The 16,536-nt window shown below is 73.9% G+C and carries 13 protein-coding genes; 6 read left to right on the top strand and 7 right to left on the bottom strand.

Annotated features, from left to right (window positions below):
* Positions 1 to 106 precede the first annotated feature (106 nt).
* From KY5_RS35435 to KY5_RS35415, 5 genes are all read left to right on the top strand, one after another.
* Positions 107 to 1,270: a radical SAM protein gene (locus tag KY5_RS35435; RefSeq protein ID WP_159072675.1), complete on the top strand. Its 1,164-nt coding sequence runs from the start codon at positions 107 to 109 to the stop codon at positions 1,268 to 1,270.
* Positions 1,267 to 2,262: a radical SAM protein gene (locus tag KY5_RS35430; RefSeq protein ID WP_098246034.1), complete on the top strand. Its 996-nt coding sequence runs from the start codon at positions 1,267 to 1,269 to the stop codon at positions 2,260 to 2,262. Before KY5_RS35435 ends, KY5_RS35430 begins: the two co-directional genes overlap by 4 nt.
* Positions 2,263 to 2,354: 92 nt before the next feature.
* Positions 2,355 to 3,053: an iron-containing redox enzyme family protein gene (locus KY5_RS35425; RefSeq protein ID WP_098246033.1), complete on the top strand. Its 699-nt coding sequence runs from the start codon at positions 2,355 to 2,357 to the stop codon at positions 3,051 to 3,053.
* A gap of 71 nt (positions 3,054 to 3,124) precedes the next feature.
* Positions 3,125 to 3,322 (top strand): aroma-sacti cluster domain-containing protein, encoded by a 198-nt coding sequence (locus KY5_RS35420; protein ID WP_055555016.1) that lies wholly within the window; start codon positions 3,125 to 3,127, stop codon positions 3,320 to 3,322.
* A gap of 118 nt (positions 3,323 to 3,440) precedes the next feature.
* On the top strand, positions 3,441 to 5,363 hold the full coding sequence (locus KY5_RS35415) for an AfsR/SARP family transcriptional regulator (RefSeq protein WP_159072674.1): 1,923 nt from the start codon (positions 3,441 to 3,443) through the stop codon (positions 5,361 to 5,363).
* Here KY5_RS35415 and KY5_RS35410 read toward each other — a convergent pair.
* From KY5_RS35410 to KY5_RS35385, 6 genes are read right to left on the bottom strand one after another with little or no spacing between them, the layout of a single operon-like run.
* The gene (locus KY5_RS35410; RefSeq protein WP_098246031.1) at positions 5,326 to 5,970 is read right to left on the bottom strand and encodes a GAF domain-containing protein; all 645 of its coding nucleotides are present in this window, start codon (positions 5,968 to 5,970) and stop codon (positions 5,326 to 5,328) included. The genes KY5_RS35415 and KY5_RS35410 overlap by 38 nt on opposite strands.
* The gene (locus KY5_RS35405) at positions 5,971 to 6,864 is read right to left on the bottom strand and encodes a S8 family peptidase (protein ID WP_098246030.1); all 894 of its coding nucleotides are present in this window, start codon (positions 6,862 to 6,864) and stop codon (positions 5,971 to 5,973) included. It abuts the gene before it with no gap.
* Positions 6,861 to 9,983, bottom strand: coding sequence for an adenylate/guanylate cyclase domain-containing protein (locus KY5_RS35400; RefSeq protein ID WP_098246029.1), 3,123 nt, complete (start codon positions 9,981 to 9,983; stop codon positions 6,861 to 6,863). Before KY5_RS35400 ends, KY5_RS35405 begins: the two co-directional genes overlap by 4 nt.
* Before the next feature lie 53 nt (positions 9,984 to 10,036).
* Entirely contained in the window at positions 10,037 to 11,596 is a 1,560-nt protein-coding gene (locus tag KY5_RS35395) for an MFS transporter (protein WP_098246028.1), read from the bottom strand.
* A gap of 28 nt (positions 11,597 to 11,624) precedes the next feature.
* On the bottom strand, positions 11,625 to 12,332 hold the full coding sequence (locus tag KY5_RS35390) for an iron-containing redox enzyme family protein (protein WP_234363020.1): 708 nt from the start codon (positions 12,330 to 12,332) through the stop codon (positions 11,625 to 11,627).
* On the bottom strand, positions 12,329 to 13,474 hold the full coding sequence (locus KY5_RS35385) for a radical SAM protein (protein WP_098246027.1): 1,146 nt from the start codon (positions 13,472 to 13,474) through the stop codon (positions 12,329 to 12,331). Before KY5_RS35385 ends, KY5_RS35390 begins: the two co-directional genes overlap by 4 nt.
* Before the next feature lie 311 nt (positions 13,475 to 13,785).
* Between KY5_RS35385 and KY5_RS35380 the strand changes: the two genes are divergently transcribed.
* Positions 13,786 to 15,648: a potassium channel family protein gene (locus KY5_RS35380; RefSeq protein WP_098246026.1), complete on the top strand. Its 1,863-nt coding sequence runs from the start codon at positions 13,786 to 13,788 to the stop codon at positions 15,646 to 15,648.
* Here KY5_RS35380 and KY5_RS35375 read toward each other — a convergent pair whose 3' ends face one another.
* Positions 15,649 to 16,503 (bottom strand): metallophosphoesterase family protein, encoded by an 855-nt coding sequence (locus tag KY5_RS35375; protein WP_098246025.1) that lies wholly within the window; start codon positions 16,501 to 16,503, stop codon positions 15,649 to 15,651.
* Between the last annotated feature and the right edge of the window lie 33 nt (positions 16,504 to 16,536).

Here is a 16,536-nt window from a genome sequence, read left to right as displayed (position 1 = left end):
GTACGGGACTTCATACTCGAACCAGTTCCCCACGGAAGCGCAGGAACCAAAGCGCGGGAACGGAAGCCGCAGAACATGTCTACGGAGGGGGATTCCGGTGCACCTCATGGAGATCTTGCGATATCGCCCGGTGCCCGCGGCAGCGGTGTTCTTCGGGATCACCCGCAGGTGCCCTCTCCACTGCAAGCACTGCTCGACCAGTTCCCTGCTTGACAGCGAGGAGTATCCCGAGCAGCTCTTCCGGGGATTCGCCGAGACCTTCACCGCGGAGAACCGGCCTGAATTCGTCCTCATGTCGGGCGGCGAGGCGCTTCTGCGGCCGCGTCTCGTCCAGGACATCGCGGAACTCTCGCGCTCCGTCGGCGCCCGCACCCACGTCCTGTCGGGGCTCTACTTCGCGCAGCACGGCGGGCGCATTCCCCCGGCGGTCAAGCGGGCGATCGACGCCGTGGACCACTTCTCCGCGAGCCTGGACGTCTTCCACGAGGAGGAGGTCCCCCGGGCGGCCGTCTTCCGTGTCCTGAAAGAACTCATGGCCGAGGGCAAGAACGTCAGTCTCCAGCTGACGGGCACGGGCCCCGGCGACCCCTATCTGGCCGATCTGACCGCCGAGGTCCGCAGGGTCTTCGACGACCAGGTCCCCATGCTGGTGGCCCCGGTCAGCCCGCACGGCCGCGCGGACGCCTGGCTCAAGCAGGCACCGCTGCCGCAGGGCGAGATCTCCCCGGCACCCTGTGCCGTCTCCGCCTGGCCGGTCATCGGCTTCAACGGCCAGGTGACCGCGTGCGGCAACCAGGACGTGATGGACGGCAAGGTGCCGCTGCCCGCCCACCTCTACCTCGGCCACATCGCCAAGGACGACTGGCCCACCATCAGGGAGCGCGCGATCGGCAGCCCGATGGTGCGCGCCATCCGCGCCACCGGGCCCGAGTACCTCATGGAGCGGCACGGCTCGGCCGGCGGCTGCGGCACCGAGGGCTACTGCCAGACCTGCTGGGTGCTCTCCAAGGACCCGGCCGTGCCCGCGGGCGTACGCCGCCTCTCCGTCGAACCCACCACGCGCCTGGTGGAGGAGCGCACCGAGGAGCTGCTCGTCGAGGCGGGCGCGGTCTCCTTCGCCCAGCAGTACGGGATCACCGAGTACGCCGAGCTGATCACGCTCGGGCTCAGCGGAACCGAACCCGCGGGCGTCGGCAGCCGGTGGGGCGCGGGTGGCACGGCGCGGAGCGCCGTGGGAACCGCGGGAAGCACTGCGGGGAGCACGCCATGAAAGCGGCGGCCACGCACCAGGAGATCCTCGACATCCGCCGCGAACGCGGCTCCTCCGTCCTGCTGTTCCTCACCGACCGCTGTCCCGTGGGCTGCGCGCACTGCTCGGTGGACTCGCGCCCCGACAGCCCGCGCATCACCGACTTCGACCTCCTGGAGTCCCTGGTCGACCGGCTCGCCGCGATGCCGGAGCTCGCCATGGTGGGCATCTCCGGGGGCGAGCCGTTCGTGGAGCGGCGCGGACTGACGCTCGCCGTGCGGCGCCTGGCCGCCGCGGGCAAACAGGTGGTCATCTACACCAGCGGCTTCTGGGCGGCATCGCCGCGCGCCCCCGAGTGGATCGACCGGCTGCTGCCGCTGACCACCGCGATCTATCTGAGCACCGACGCCCACCACGTGGACGGGCAGGGCCCGGAGCGGTTCGTGAACGCGGCGCGGGTCGTCGCGGGGCACTCCGTGCCGATCGTCGTGCAGTGCGTCGACGAGGGGGACAGCCTGGCCGCCACCCGCGCCTCGCTCACCGAGGCGCTGGGACCCGACTGGCCCCGGCGGGCCGAGCTGATCCCCACCCACGGCCTGCCGCACGGCAGGGGCGCCGCGCTCTACGCCTGGCAACAGCGCACTCCCGGGCGTGACTTCGGCCCCTGCGACGTCGTGGACGCCACCGTCGTCCGCTACGACGGCCGGGTCACCGCCTGCTGCAACGAATCCGTGATCATGGGTGCGGGCCCCGCGGCGCTGCGCCGCGACGCCACCGACGGCGCGCAGGTCGAGGCGGCCGTCAGGGGATTCCACGACGACGACTTCCTCCGTGCCCTCGGCGCGGTCGGTCCCGGCGTCCTGACGGGACTCCCGCAGTACCGCGACCTGGCAGACCGTGAGTTCTCGTCCATCTGCGGCCTGTGCTGGACGATGACGAAGCGGCGCTCCGGCGGGGGCGACGCGGCCCAGCACGACGCGCTGCTCGCCGCCCTGGCCGGACTCACCGACTGAACCGGTTATCCCGCGCCCCGGAATTCCGCCCGGGACACTCCGTCCGGGCCGTTCCGTACGGACTCCGCGCACCGCGAGACAGGAGATCCCTCATGACCACCCGGCACAGCCGTGTGCTTCTCGCCAAAATCGATTTGTTGCTGCCGCGCCTTGCCGAAACGTCGCAGGAACTGTGGAATTCACAGCGGCTCCGCGAGCTCTATCCCGAGTATCTCTGCATGTTGCACACCGCGATCCGTTCGACGGTACCCCTCATGGAATGCGCGTTGGAGGAGGCGGAGAACCGCGCGGCGGACGATCCCGCCGCCGAGGTTCTCGTCACCTATCTCACCCGACACATTCGCGAGGAACAGGGCCACGACGAATGGCTGAGGCAGGACCTCGAAGCCCTTGGACACGATCCTCAGGAACCGCTGCGCCGGGTTCCCGCCGCATCCGTTGCCAATCTGGTCGGCGCGCAGTACTACTGGATCCGGCATTACCACCCGGCCTGTCTGCTCGGGCACATCGCGGTCCTCGAAGGAAATCCGCCGTCGCCGCATCTCGTCGACGAACTGATGCGCCGCACCGGATTTCCGCGCAGCGGATTCCGCACCCTCGAGCGCCATGCCGCGCTCGACGTCAAACACCGTGACGAAATCCTGCGCACCATCGACGGAATGCCGCTGACCCACGACCTGGCGACCGCCGTCGGGCTCAGCGCGCTGCACTCCGTGGATGCCGCCGACACCGCCCTGCGCGCGGTGCTGGCCTCTCGCCGGGCCCCTGCCCTGGCGACCACCCAAGCGTGAGGGGGCGCCCATCCCCCTCGCTCCGGTGATCCGCCGACCGACGGATCACCAGCCAACCAAGGAGAGAAACCATGTCGTACGACGCGCTCAAGGAACTCGCCGCCGCCGGTCACAACTTCAAGGGCGCCAACCCGCAGCAGCTCGACGCCATCTCCTCCCTCAGCCAGGAAGAGGTCGCGCTGCTCAACTCCATCAAGTCGCGCCTCGACGCGGCCGAGGACGTCGTCTCGCACAGCAACAGCCCGCTCAGCGGCGCGTTCGTCTGGTAGTGGCGCGCACCCCGCACCATCGGCCGCACGCCGGCTGATCACCACGAGGGCCCAGGTGATGTTCCGCCTGGGCCCTGCGGCGCGACCACGAGAGGCACCCACGGGGAAGGATTCGACGGTGTTGCAGTTCAACGTGCTCGGGCCGCTCGCAGCGGTCACGGAGTCCGATCAGCTCGCCCTGGGACCGTTCAAACAGCAGGTGCTCCTCGCGGTCCTGCTGTGCAGGCCGGACTCGGTGGTCCCGGTGGACCGCCTGGTCGACGCGCTGTGGAGCGAGGACCCGCCGCGCAGCGCGGGCAAGAACCTCCAGGTGTACGTCCACCACCTGCGCCGCGCCCTGGCGTTCGACGAGGCAGGTGCGGGCGCGCAGGTCCTGCACCAGCGGCCCGGCTACCGGCTCGCCGTCAATCCGCAGGCGATCGACATGGTCCGCTTCGAGCAGGGCATCGACCTGGCGAGGCGGGCCGCCGCGCAGAGCGACGCGCCCCGGGTGGACCGGCTGATCCGCGAGGCCATGTCGCTCTGGCGCGGCAGGCCCTTCGTCGGTCTCGAAGGCGTCGCGCCGCTGGACGCGGAGGCGGCGCGCCTCGAGGAGCGGCGGCTCTCGGGCCTCGAGGCGTGGTTCACCGCCCGGCTCCAGCTCGGCCAGCACCACGAGGTGCTCGACGAGGTGGAGCCGCTGGTCGTCGAGCACCCCTTCCGCGAGGTGTTCCGGGCCCAGCACATGCGGGCCCTGTGCGGGGTGGGGCGGCAGAACGACGCACTGATCGCCTATGACGAGACGCGCCGCCAGTTCTCCCAGGAGCTGGGCCTCGAACCGGGCGCCGTGCTGCGGCAGTTGCAGCAGGAGATCCTGGCGGGCGGGCCCGCGGCCGGGCCCCGCGTCCCGGCGCCGAGCGCGGCCGAGCCGCCCGCGCGGGTCGCCGGAGCGACACCGGCGTGCGATCCCGGGCCGGTCACCCGCACCGTACAACTGCCGCCGGGGCTCACCGACTTCACCGGCCGCGAGCAGGAGATGGACGCCCTGTTCCCCGAGGTGGTGGCGCACGGACAGGCCGCGCCCCAGTGGCGGGTCACGGTGGTGACGGGGCCGCCGGGGGTCGGCAAGTCCACCCTGGCCGTCGCGGCGGCCCACGCGGCGGCCGAGGACTATCCGGGCGGGGTCTTCCACGTCGACCTCAGCGACGCGCGGGGGCTGCCGAGACCCCCGGCCCGCGCCCTGGCCGAACTCCTGCAACAGCTCGGGGAGTCGCCCGCGACGCTGCCCGATGACCTGCCGGGCCTGGTGATGCGCTACCGGGCCCGGTTCACGCCACGGGTGCCCGCGCTCCTGGTCCTGGACAACGCCGCCCACGAGACGCAGGTGCGGCCGCTGCTGCCCAGCGCCCCGCCGGTCACCACGGTGGTCACCAGCTGCTCGCGCCTCGCGGGCCTGGACGGCTCGGACGCGCTCGAACTGCGGCCGCTGGACGACGACGCGGCGCTGCGGCTGCTCCGCCGCGTCGCCGGGCCCGAGGCCGTCGACGCCGAGCCCGACGCGGCGCGGCGCATCGCGCGGTGCTGCGGCGGCCTGCCGCTCGCGCTGCGCATCGCGGGGGCCAGGATCGCGCCGCGCAGGATCTGGCCGCTGGCCAAGTTCGCCGACCACGTGGAGTCGTCCGCGGGCCTCGACTGGTTCACGGTCGGCGACGTGGACCTGCGCAGGAGCCTGCGCCGCGGCTACCGCGTCCTCACCGACGCGGACTGGCGGCAGATCCACCTCCTGGACTTCGGCGCCGACTTCACCTTCATGGACGCCTGGCTGCGCCTCGGCGGTGAGCCCATGGACACCGCGCAGGCCCTCAACCGGCTGTGCGACACGCACGCGCTGACCGATGTGCCGTTGACCGACCCGGACGGCCCCGGCCTGTTCCGGCTCGGGGCCTTCGTGCACGACCTGGCCCGCGAGCACGCGCCGGCGCGCCTGTCGGTGCCGCCCGCGCACGGCGGCGACGACCGCGCGGTCAGTCCCGCCTGCGCAGCACCTCGGCCAGGTCGCTGACGATTCGCCGTGCGGCGGCCCCGCGGCCGTCGTCCAGCGCGCCGATCTCCTCGGCGAGCGCGCGGACGGCGGCCGCGTCGCCGTGCTCGACCGCCGGTCCCCCGGTGAGCCGCTCGCGTCTGCCGCGCTGCACCAGGGCCAGGGCCACCGACGCCTGGTCGGCGAAGAGCGCGAGCAGTTCCATCGCGGCGAGCGGGGCCCGCAACTCCTGGCTGCGGTCGAGGACTTCGAGGACGCCGAGCGGCTCGTCCCCGGCGAAGAGGGGCGCCGCCATCAGGGCCTTGGGCACGTAGTCGGTGGACTCCGCGATGTCGCGCGCGAAGTGCGCGTCGCGGTCGACGTCCTGGACCTCGACGGGCTGGCGCGATTGCAGGACCCAGCCCGCGATGCCGCGTTCGGCGGGGAAGCGGCGGCCCACCAGGCCGTCCTCGCCCTTGCCCGCCACCGCCTCGAAGACGAGCTCCCCGTCGGCCTGGTCGAGCAGCGCGATGGAGCTGGCCTGCGCGTCGAAGATCGCCACGGCGGTGCGCACCACGGAGCGCAGCAGCCTGCGGTGGTCGTCCTCCGCCGTACCGCCGTGTCCCGTCTGTGGCCCGGTGTCCTTCATCTAGTGGCTCCTCACGTTGGCCGAGGCGAGAAACAGCGCCTGTTTGACCTGGAACGCCGTCATGCCGCGGTGCTTGCCCACGATCCGCGCGCACAGGCCCGCCACGTGCGGCGTCGCGAAGCTGTTGCCCGTGCACCGCCGGGTCGCGCCGCCCGGCCAGGCCGCGGGCACCCGCACCCCGCGCGCGAAGAACTCCACCGGCGGGCTCGGGTTGTACAGGAGCAGCCCCGGGTCGTCCTCGTCGTGGCTGCCCACCGAGATCACCGAGGAGAACCGCCAGGGGTAGCTCTCCACCGGCATGTTGTGCGCCGAGGCGACCAGCAGGGTGCGTCCGAAGTACGCCTGGTCGGCCAGCTCGTGCAGGACGGGGGCGAACTGTCTGCGGGTGGTGGACAGGCTCATGTTGATGACGTCGTAGCCCCGCTCGACCGCCCAGCGCACGCCCGCGATCAGCGCGTCGCCCGAGCCCCGGAAGCCCGAGCCGAGCACCTGCACGCTGTCCACGTCGCACTGCGGCGCGAGCCCCCTGATGATCGAGGCGCAGGCGGTCCCGTGCCCCGACGAGTCGCCCCCTGAGACCCGCACCACCTCCCACCCGGCGGTCCCGCCGCGCCCTTCGCTCCCTTCGCTCCCTTCGCTCCCGCTGTCCTCCCCTGCCGCTTCCCTGACGAGGTACGAGGCGTTGACCGGCCCCACGAGGGGGTGCTCGGTGTCCACGCCGCTGTCGATCACGCAGACCCGGACACCGCGCCCCGTCGCGCCGCCCCACGCCCAGTCGGCGCCGTCCTGGGCGCCGTCGCCCGAGCCCGCGCCCGCCCAGTCGGTGCGGACCTCGATGGCGGCGCGGTCGCGGCCCAGGAGGTGCCAGGTGAGTCCTTCGGGCGCCGTGGTCATCGCCCACCGTCCCGTACCGCCTCGGCCCTGCGCACTCCCACGAGGTGTCCTTTCGCCAGGAAGAGCCGCGCCGCCTCCGCCGCCGCTTCCCCGGCCTCCGTGGTGCGGCCGAGGGCGCGGGCCACGTGCGCGCGGTCGAGTTCGGCCCCGGCCAGGCAGGCGGGCGAGTCCGTGCCCGCGGCCGCGCGCAGGGCGGTGGCGATGTGTGCGGCGGCGGCCTCGCGGTCGCCGTCGGCGGCGGCGATGCGGGCCCGCATGCCGTGCACCTCGCAGGCCGCGGCGGGCATCGCGGCCACGCCGTCGGCGATGAGCCGGTCGAGCAGCGCGCGCACCTCGTCGTGCGGGTCGCCTCGGGAGAGCAGGACGCGGGCCAGCTCGCGCAGGGCGGTGGAGTGCAACTGGCCGTCGCCGAGGCGTTCCATGGCGTCCGCGGCGCCGCGCAGCAGGAGTTCGGCGGCGTCCCAGCGGTCCGCGAGCTGTTCCACGGTCGCCGTGAACAGGTGCACGGCGGGCACCGCGAAGTGGTGGCCGAGGTCGGTCAGGGTGCGCAGCGCGTCGTCGAGGAGGCCGCGTGCCTCCTCGAACTCGCCGCGCATGGCGAGCAGGACGGCCATCGGGCAGGCGACGGTGGCCCGTCCGACCAGGCGCCCCGCCAGGTGGTCGCCGCGGAACCCGCGGCAACTACGCAGCGCGGAGCCGACCGGTTCGGGACCCAGCCAGAGCGAGACGGCGAGGGCTCCGAGGATGCCCGCGCGCTCCAGTTCGGCACCGGCCCGCACCGATTCGTGCAGGGCGCGCTCCAGGTGGGCCGCGGCCTCCCGGTGGCGGCTGCGGCTCTGGCTCTCCTGGCCCATGGCGAGGAAGGCGCGGGCGAGGCCGAGCGCGTCGTCGGCCTCGGTGAAGACAGGGACGGCGTCGCGCGCGGCGTCGCGGAGCGTCCCGAAACCGTCCTCCCCCGGTTCCAGGTAGCCCAGTTGGAGCCGGACCCTGGCCCCGGTGCGCGCGTCACCGGCGTCGGCCGCGTCGCCGAGCAGTCTGCGCATCTCGGCGACGGCCTCCTCCGCGTCCCCCGCGGCGAGCCTGGCCTCGGCGAGCGCGGTGCGCAGCGCGAGGGCGTCCCGCGAGCGGTCCCCGGTCAGCGCGAGGGCGCGGCGCAGGAGGCCGACCGCCCAGTTGATGTCGCCGTGCGCCAGCGCGTCGGTGCCCGCTCTGCCGAGGTGGTCGGCGGCCGCGCGGGCGGTGCGGCGCACCTCGGGGTCGCCGGGGTCGAGTTCGGCGCGCAGGCGCGAGGACTGTTCGAGGTGGGTGCCGATGGTGTGGTGGTCGTCGGGGCCCGCGCGGCGCACGTGCTCGGCGTAGCTCTCGTGGCCGCGGGCGCGCAGGAGTTTGGACATGCCGGTGTAGACCTCGTCGCGGATGAGCTGGCTGACCAGGCGCCAGCGGGGTTCGCCCGCCGTGCCGGGGTCGGCGGCCTCCAGGAAGCGGCGCCTGGCCAGGTCGCGTACGACGGGGTCGGCGGCGGGGTCGTCGGGTTCGGCGAGCGCCGCGAGGTCGGCCGAGGCGAATTCGGCGCCGATCACGGACGCCCTTTCCAGGACGGCCCGTTCCTCGGGGGCGAGGCGGTCGAGGCGGGCCGCGACGATGGCGCGCACCGACAGGGGTACGTCGTCGGGGTCGGCGCCCTCGGCGACCATCTCCATGATCTGCTCGACGAAGAGGGGATTGCCCTCGGAGCGGCTGATGAGTCGCCCCACGGCGCGCTCGGGCAGCGGCGAAGGCGCAGGTGAAGGCGGTGACGACGGCGACGGCGCGAAGTGCGCGACCACGTCCGCCTGTTCGGCCGCCGTGGGCCCGGTGCTCGCGCCGCTGAGCCGCATGACCAGTTCCCGGCAGTCGTCCCCGCCGAGCGGCGGCACCACGAGCGCGGTCGCGTTGAGCTTCCCGCTGCCCCAACTGCCGTGCTGTTCCAGGAGTTCCGGCCTGGCGAGACAGAGGACGAGCAGGGGCGCGCCCTGCACCCAGTCGGCGATGTGGTCGAGCGCGCCGAGCAGGTCCTCGTGCGCCCACTGGAGGTCGTCGATGACCAGGACCAGCGGCCGCTCGGCCGCCAGCGCGGTGCACAGCCGCTGCAGCGCCCAGCACGTCTCGTCGAAGGAGGTCCCCGAGCGGCCCGAACCCGCCAGGCGCGCCAGGGCGGTGGCGGCCGCCGCCGCGGGGCCCGTGGTGCCGAGGAGCTCGGCGAGGCGCTCGCGCGGCGCGTCGCCGAGCAGGCGCTTCAGGAGCTGGGCGAGCGGCGCGAGGGAGCCCTCGCTGCCGTAGGGCGGGCAGGCGGCGCAGGACACGGTGGCGCCCGCCTCGGCGGCGACGGCGGCGAAGGTCCTCGCCAGCCTGCTCTTGCCGACGCCCGGATCGCCGTACAGCGTGACCAGATGGCAGGTGCGGTCCCTGCCGACGCGGCCGAACGCCAGCTCCAGCTGGGCGAGTTCGTCCTGCCGGTCGACGAGGGCGACGCCCCTGCCGCGGGCGGCTCCGTGCCGGGGCGAGCCGACCGAGACGAGCCGCCAGGCGGGCACCGGGTCCCGTTTGCCCTTGACGGTCAGCGGCGGCACGGGGACGGTTTCGGCTGCCGGGGCGATCAGGCGGTGGGTGTCGGCGCCGACGAGGATCTGCCCGGTGGGCGCGTGCTGTTCCAGGCGCGCCGCCACGTTGACGACCTCGCCGGAGACGAGGGCGTGCCCGGCGTCCGAGTCGCCCGACGTGACCACCTCGCCGGTGTGGACGCCGATGCGTACGGCCACCGGCACGCCGTGGGCGCCGAGCGCGTCCTTCGCGAACGTCCGCACGGCGGCGAGGATGTCGAGGGCCGCGCGCGCGGCGCGCAGCGCGTCGTCCTCGCGGACCACGGGGATGCCGAACACGGCCATCACGGCGTCGCCGATGTACTTCTCCACGGTCCCGCCGTGCCGTTCCAGACAGTCGCTGAGTACGGCGTAGTAGCGCAGCATGACGTGGCGCAGCGCCTCGGCGTCCAGGCGTTCGCTGAGCGCGGTCGAACCGACCATGTCGCAGAAGACGATGGTGACGGTCTTGCGGCTCTGGGCGGTACGGTCGCGTGCCATGCGGCACCCCCTCGGACGGTCTCAGGACTCTTCGGCACCCCCTGTCCCGCTGCTCAGAACAGCACGCCGCCGATGATCGGCTCCATGCTGTGCGCCTCCACCTCGGGGGCGCGCGCCTGGATCCGGGACTGCACGTCGATCAGGGTCGCCACCTCCTCGTCGCTGAGGCAGGACAGTGCCTCGCGCTGTCCGTCGGGCAGTTGGTCGACGGGGAAGCCCGCGCCGCGCAGCAGGTCCAGGTTCCGTCCGCCCCGGTCGCTCTCCCCTCCCCGCTCGTGCCCCGGCTCCCCGGTGCTCCCGGCGTCGCCGTGCGCCCCTTCGAGGTCCTTGCTCACGTCACCGGCCACCTTCTCGCCCCTCCCGTAGATCCACACCACCACGCCGACGGCGCAGAGCACCGCTCCCGCCGTCCGGAAGACGAAGCCGACGCTGAACCATCCCGCGAGCAGCGCGCCCAGCGGCGGCGCCGCGAGCTGGAGCAGCACGGGGAAGGCGTTCGCGGTCGACGTCACGCGGCCGATGAGCTCCTGCGGCGTCTCCCTGTGCAGCACGTAGGGGAAGACGACCATGATCCCGGCCGCGGCGAAGCCCACGCCGAACGCGACGGCCGTCCAGAGCAGCGCGTGTCCGCCCGCCCCCACCGCGAGACCGATCCCGATGACTCCGACGAGCGCGCCGACCACGAGCTGCGCCGCCCCGAGCAGGACGAAGGGCCGCACCCGCGTGCCCCACTGGCTGATGGCCAGCGTGCCGAGCACGGCGCCGAGTCCGACGGCCGCCACCACGTACCCCAGGTCCTGTTCGCCCACGGCGAGTTCACGCATGGCGAGCGGCGACAGCGTGTCGAAGGCGAGGACCAGGAAGAGGGTGGCCGCCATGCTGCCGATCACGGCGATCAGCGCGGGCGTGCGCGCGATGAAGGCGACGCCCTCGACGGTCTCGGCCCACAGCTTGCCCCTGGCCGCGGGGGCCTCCGCCTCGTGCCCGGCGCCCGGCTCGCCGTCCGCCGCCGCTTCCTCGCGTGCGGAGCGCTTGGGCAGGCGTACCGCGCAGAGCAGCAGTCCGGACACCACGAAGGTCGCCGCGTCGGCCACGAACGCGGCGCGTACGCCCCACAGGGCGACGACGAGTCCGCTGAGCGCGGGGCCCGCGACCTTCGCCGCCTGGTTGGCGAAGACGGTCAGGGACATCGCGGAGAGCATGTCCCGCTCGGGCACCACCGAGCGCAGCGTGCTCTGGTACGCCGGGTTGAACAGGGCCGAGAAGGAGACCTTGAGCACCACGAGGGCGAGCAGCACGGGCAGCCCCGGCGCGGCGAGGAAGCCGAGCACGAGGGCGGCGCGCGCCACGTCGCAGCCGATCAGGACGGCCTTGCGGTCCCGCGTGCGGTCGGCGACCGCGCCCGCGACGGGGGCGAGCAGCACCAGCGGCACCGCGGTGGCCACGCTGACCGCGGCGAGCGCGCCCGCGCCCTGGTCCCAGACGTAGGTGACGAGCACGATCAGCGCGAGGTAGTCCAGCCAGTCGCCGACGCTGGAGACCACCTGGCTGGCGAAGAGCACGCGGAAGCGCCGGTGCCGCAGCGCCGCCGCCATCGCGGGCGGCCCGGTCACCACGGGGCTCCTTCGCTGCGGGTGTTCATCACCGGGCTCCTTCGCTGCCGAGGGGCGTCGCGGGGGCGTACGGCTGGACGAGCTCCTCGAAGACGCGCACCACCGACCTCACCGTGTGCAGCGCGGAGCGGACCACGGCCGTCGAGAGGCGCTCCCCCAGGGGGAGTTCGTCGAGGAGGCCGAGCAGTTCGGCGCCGTGCCCGACGTCGGCCGCCGCGTGCCGTGCCAGGGTGCGGAAGGCCGCGCGCGGGTGGCCCGTGCGGGCGCCGAGCACCTCGGCGACGTCGGGCCGTGGCGGGCTGCCCTCCAGGACCGCCTGGTAGCCGAGGAGGCAGACGGGGTGCTGCCGTCCGATCCAGAGGTAGGGGACCCCGCAGAGCCTGGCCACCGCGCCGGACGGGATCCGCCGCCAGACCCGGCCCGGGTCGTGGCCGAGGGCGGCGAGGTCCTCGCACACCCAGGTGTCGTGGCCCCTCTCCTCGGCGATGTGGTGCTCCCAGTAGGGGATCAGCGCCTCGGCCACCGGGTCGGCCCCGTGCCGGGCGAGCTCGGCGCAGCGGGCCCGCGCGACGGTCATCAGCGGGACGGAGGCGCGGATGATGTGGTGGGTCGTGACGAGGAACTCCGGGTAGATCCGATCGGGTTCGGGCACCTCCCAGACCCGGTCGAGGGTGGCGTGCAGTGACGGCATGAGCAGCCCGAGCGCGGCGTCGACCCGGGCGCCCGCGCCGCTCACGCGCGACCTGCCGGGGCGCCCAGGACGGCGAGGTCCCGGTAGGCGGCGACCGCGTGCCGGGCGAGGAAGCCGTCGGCGCCGCGTTCCTGGACGAGCCGGTTGATCTCACCCTCCAGCACGCGGGTGCCCGCGCGCGCCATGAAGGCGTCGGCGGCGGCCGAAGCGCCCGGCGCGGCCAGGGCGGACACGCACGTTCCGCAGTAACCGGCGCACCCGCGGCCGGAGTCGGCGCCGGGTGCGAGCGCGTCGGCGAGGTACTGCGGGCCGAACGCCCTGATGCCGCGCAGCAGCGGACGCTCGACGAGCGCCCGGCGCACCGCGGGCCAGCCGTCGTCGGCGACGTGCCCGAGACGGAGGTGGCCGGGGAAGCCGCCCGTGCCGCCCTGGGCGCTTCCCGCCCGGCCGTCGACGACGTTCTGGTTGCAGCAGGCGACCACGGTCCCGTCGAAGGCGACCACGGGCCAGGCGGCCATCGCGCACGGTGCGGCGGCGATTCGTCCCCGCCCCGCCGCCGGGGGCGCGTCGGCGACGCGGCTCGCGGACAGCCACTGCGCGGCCCGGCCCGCCGCCCGCACCCCGGCCACCAGGACCGGCACCCGGTCGTCGAAGGTACGGCGGACGTCGTCGGTGACGTCGGCGAGATACGGGTCGTCCGGGCCGAGGCCGGTGACCTGCACGCTCACGTCCTTGCCCGCGTCGAGCAGGTCGCGCAGCACGCCGAGGATCCGGGCGCGCGGCACCTGGGCCTCGTGGAAGACGTCGAGGCTCGCCGCCACGTGGTCGACGGCGGCGAGAGCGGCCGCGATGCCGGGCGCGATGCCACCGCGCCGGGCATCGCGGGCGAAGAACATGCCGGTCAGGAGCTGGGTGCGGGTGCCCGCGGCGCGGGCCAGGCGCGCGAGGTCCTGGACCAGGCGCGGCCTGAGCAGCGGCTCGCCGCCGGTCAGGAGCAGGAAGTCCGGCCGGTCATCGGGGGTGAAGGTCGCGGCGAAGCCGGTGAGGAGCGCCGCGTCGAGCTGTTCGGCGTCCGCCGTGGACGCGGTGGAGCAGTGCGCGCAGGAGAGCGGGCACCGCCGGGTGAGCGTCATCAGGAGGGCGGCCGCGGGCCTAGACCGCGCCGCGAGCAGCTCGACCAGATGCATGGGACCGCCTCCTCGCAGCGCCGGGGCCGTCCGCTCCGCGAACCGGCCGGACCTGACGTCCTGGCTCCCGAGCCTCGCCGAGTCGGCTTGTCCGCCGGTATGTACGTGGTTGTGGAACCCTTGTTCCGAGGCGTGTCAGAGCACCCCATCGGCATCGATAAGGGGACCAATTCGGGCAGCGGTACGAGGCGTTGACAGGTACGCACCCGTGCGCCGCGGGGAACCGCGCGGCGCGTTGAGGCACTCTTCTCCGTGTGTCGTACGCATCATCGCTTCCCCCACAGCGCCAGCCGTCCCCCGCCACCGGTCACATGATCGTGTGCGGCGGGGACAACGCCCTCGCCCACCGGCTCGCCGCCGAACTGCGCGGTGTCTACGGCGAGCAGGTGACGCTCGTCGTACCGCCCGCGGGGCGGGGCGAGCGGGCCCAGGCCACGGGGCGGGCCACCGCGCTGCTCGGGCGCATCACCGCTGCGGTCTCGCGCACCACGGGGAACGGCAACGGCAGCGCGCCGGGCGCAGGCGGCCAGGGGAACGGGGACGGCGAGGGTGGCGTGCCCCGGACCGTCGAAGCGGTCGAACTCACCGACGACGTCCTGGTCGACGCGGGCGTTCCGGGCGCCGCCGCGCTCGCGCTCATGCATGACGACGACGAGACCAACATCCGTACGGCGCTCGCCGCGCGGCGGCTCAACCCCTGTCTGCGCCTGGTGATCCGGCTCTACAACCGCAAGCTCGGGCAGCACCTGGAGGACCTGCTCGACCAGGCGGCCGCCGTCGCCGGTCTGGCCTCCGCCGCCTCCGGCGTCACCGTCCTGTCCGACGCCGACACCGCGGCGCCCGCGCTCGCGGCCACCGCCGTCGCGGGGACCAGCAAGGTCGTGTACGCCGACGGGCTGCTCCTTCGCGCCGTGGAACGCACGCCGCCCGCGATCGGCGCGGTGGCGCCGCGCGGCCTCGCGACCCTCGCCCTGCTCTCCTCGACCGCCAACGACCCGGCGGGCTCCGAGGGTTCGGACCGCGCGGGCGGCGAAGCGGGGCCGGTGCTGCTGCCCGACGACGACGCCGTGGCCGCGGCGCCGGGCCGTGGCGCGCTGGTCCTGGAGGCCGTGTCGTACTCCGGGAGCACGCCGCCGCCGGGGTTCCTCGCGGGACGCGGCGTACCGCTGCGCCAACTCTTCTCACGGCGCCTTCGCTGGTCGCTGGCCGGATTCGCCGCGGCGGTCCTCGGCATGGCGATCGCCTCGATCGTCACCACCGCGAACACCAGCCCGCTGCACGCGACGTACCTGACGCTCCTGGACCTCTTCTCGATCAACGACCCGGCGACCGAGGGGCCCGCCAGTCGGCAGATCCTCCAGCTCCTGGCCGGACTCGTCGGTCTGCTGCTCCTGCCGATCCTGTTCGCCGCCGTCCTCGAGACGCTCGGCACCTTCCGCACCGCCTCCTCGCTGCGCCGTCCGCCGCGCGGCCTCTCCGGACACGTCGTCCTGCTCGGGCTCGGCAAGATCGGCACCCGCGTCCTCGCCCGGCTGCGCGAGCTGGACATCCCCGTGGTGTGCGTGGAGGCCGATCCGGAAGCGCGCGGCGTCTCGCTGGCGCGGCGGCTGCGCGTGCCCACGGTGATCGGTGACGTGACGGAGGAGGGCGTCCTGGAGGCGGCCAAGATCCATCGCGCGCACGCCCTGCTCGCGCTCACCAGCGCGGACACCATCAACCTCGAGGCGGCCCTGTACGCGCGGGCGGTCAAGCCCGATCTGCGGGTGGCGCTGCGGCTGTACGACGACGAGTTCGCCACCGCCGTCTACCGCACCCTGCGGGCCGCGCACCCGGGCGCCCTCACCCGCAGCCGCAGCGTGTCCGCGCTCGCCGCGCCCGCGTTCGCCGGGGCGATGATGGGCCGCCAGATCCTCGGTGCGCTGCCCGTGGAGCGCTCGGTGCTGCTCTTCGCCGTGCTCGACGTCGAGCAGCAGCCGCGGCTCGCGGGCCGGACCGTCGCGGGGGTGTTCCGGCCCGGGGCGTGGCGGGTGGTCGCCCTGGAGCGCTCGTCGGGCCTGGAGTGGGAGCTCGATCCGGAGTACGAGCTGCGGCCGACCGACCGCGTCGTCCTGGCCGCCACCCGGCAGGGCCTGGCCGAACTCCTCGCCCGCAGGCCGCTGCCGACACCCTCCTGATCAGCTCTTCTCTTCCGGCGCCGGCAGGATCTGCCGCAGGTGCGGGTCGGGGTGGAAGTCCCTGCGCCACTCGCGCGGATAGCCGACGGACGCCTCGACGTGGCGCACGCCGTCGTGCCAGGTGGTGCGCGGGATGTGCAGATGGCCGTAGACGACGGCCTCGGCGTCGTACTTCAGGTGCCAGTCGGCGGTCAGTTCGGTGCCGCACCACAGGGCGAACTCGGGGTAGCGCAGGATCCGGGTGGGCTCGCGAAGGAGCGGCCAGTGGTTGATGAGGATGGTGGGCAGGCCGGGGGTGCGTCCGGCGAGCCGCTTCTCGGTGAGTTCGACGCGGGCCCGTGACCAGTCGTCCCGGGTCGCGAACGGGTCGGGGTGCAGGAAGTACTCGTCGGTGCAGACGACGCCCGCCTCGTGGGCGGCCTTGAGCGCCTGCTCCTTGGTGTGCGTGCCCTCGGGCCGGAAGGAGTAGTCGTAGAGCAGGAACAGCGGCGCCACCGTGACCGGTCCCCCGGCGCCGCGCCACACGGGATACGGGTCCTCGGGGGTGACCGCCCCCAACGACCGGCAGAGCTGGACGAGATGCTGGTAGCGCGCCTCGCCGCGCAACTGGACCGGATCGTCCTTGGGGGTCCACAGCTCGTGGTTGCCCGGCGACCACACCACCTTGGCGAACCGCTCGGTGAGCGTGCGCAGCGCCCATTCGATGTCGGCCATGCGCTCGGCCACGTCACCGGCGACTATCAGCCAGTCCTCGTCGGTTTCGGGCCGCAGGGACTCGACGTAGTCCCTGTTGTCCTGATAGGCCACGTGCAGGTCACTGATCGCGAGCAGCTTCGGGGTCTTGTCGGATGCCATCACTCCGTGAGGCTAACCGAGTTGATCCCGAAA

It is taken from the genome of Streptomyces formicae (assembly GCF_002556545.1).
GTDB classification, from domain to species: Bacteria; Actinomycetota; Actinomycetes; order Streptomycetales; family Streptomycetaceae; genus Streptomyces; species Streptomyces formicae_A.
Note: the sequence above shows the minus strand (reverse complement) of the source record. Positions and strands in the feature narration are given on the sequence as shown.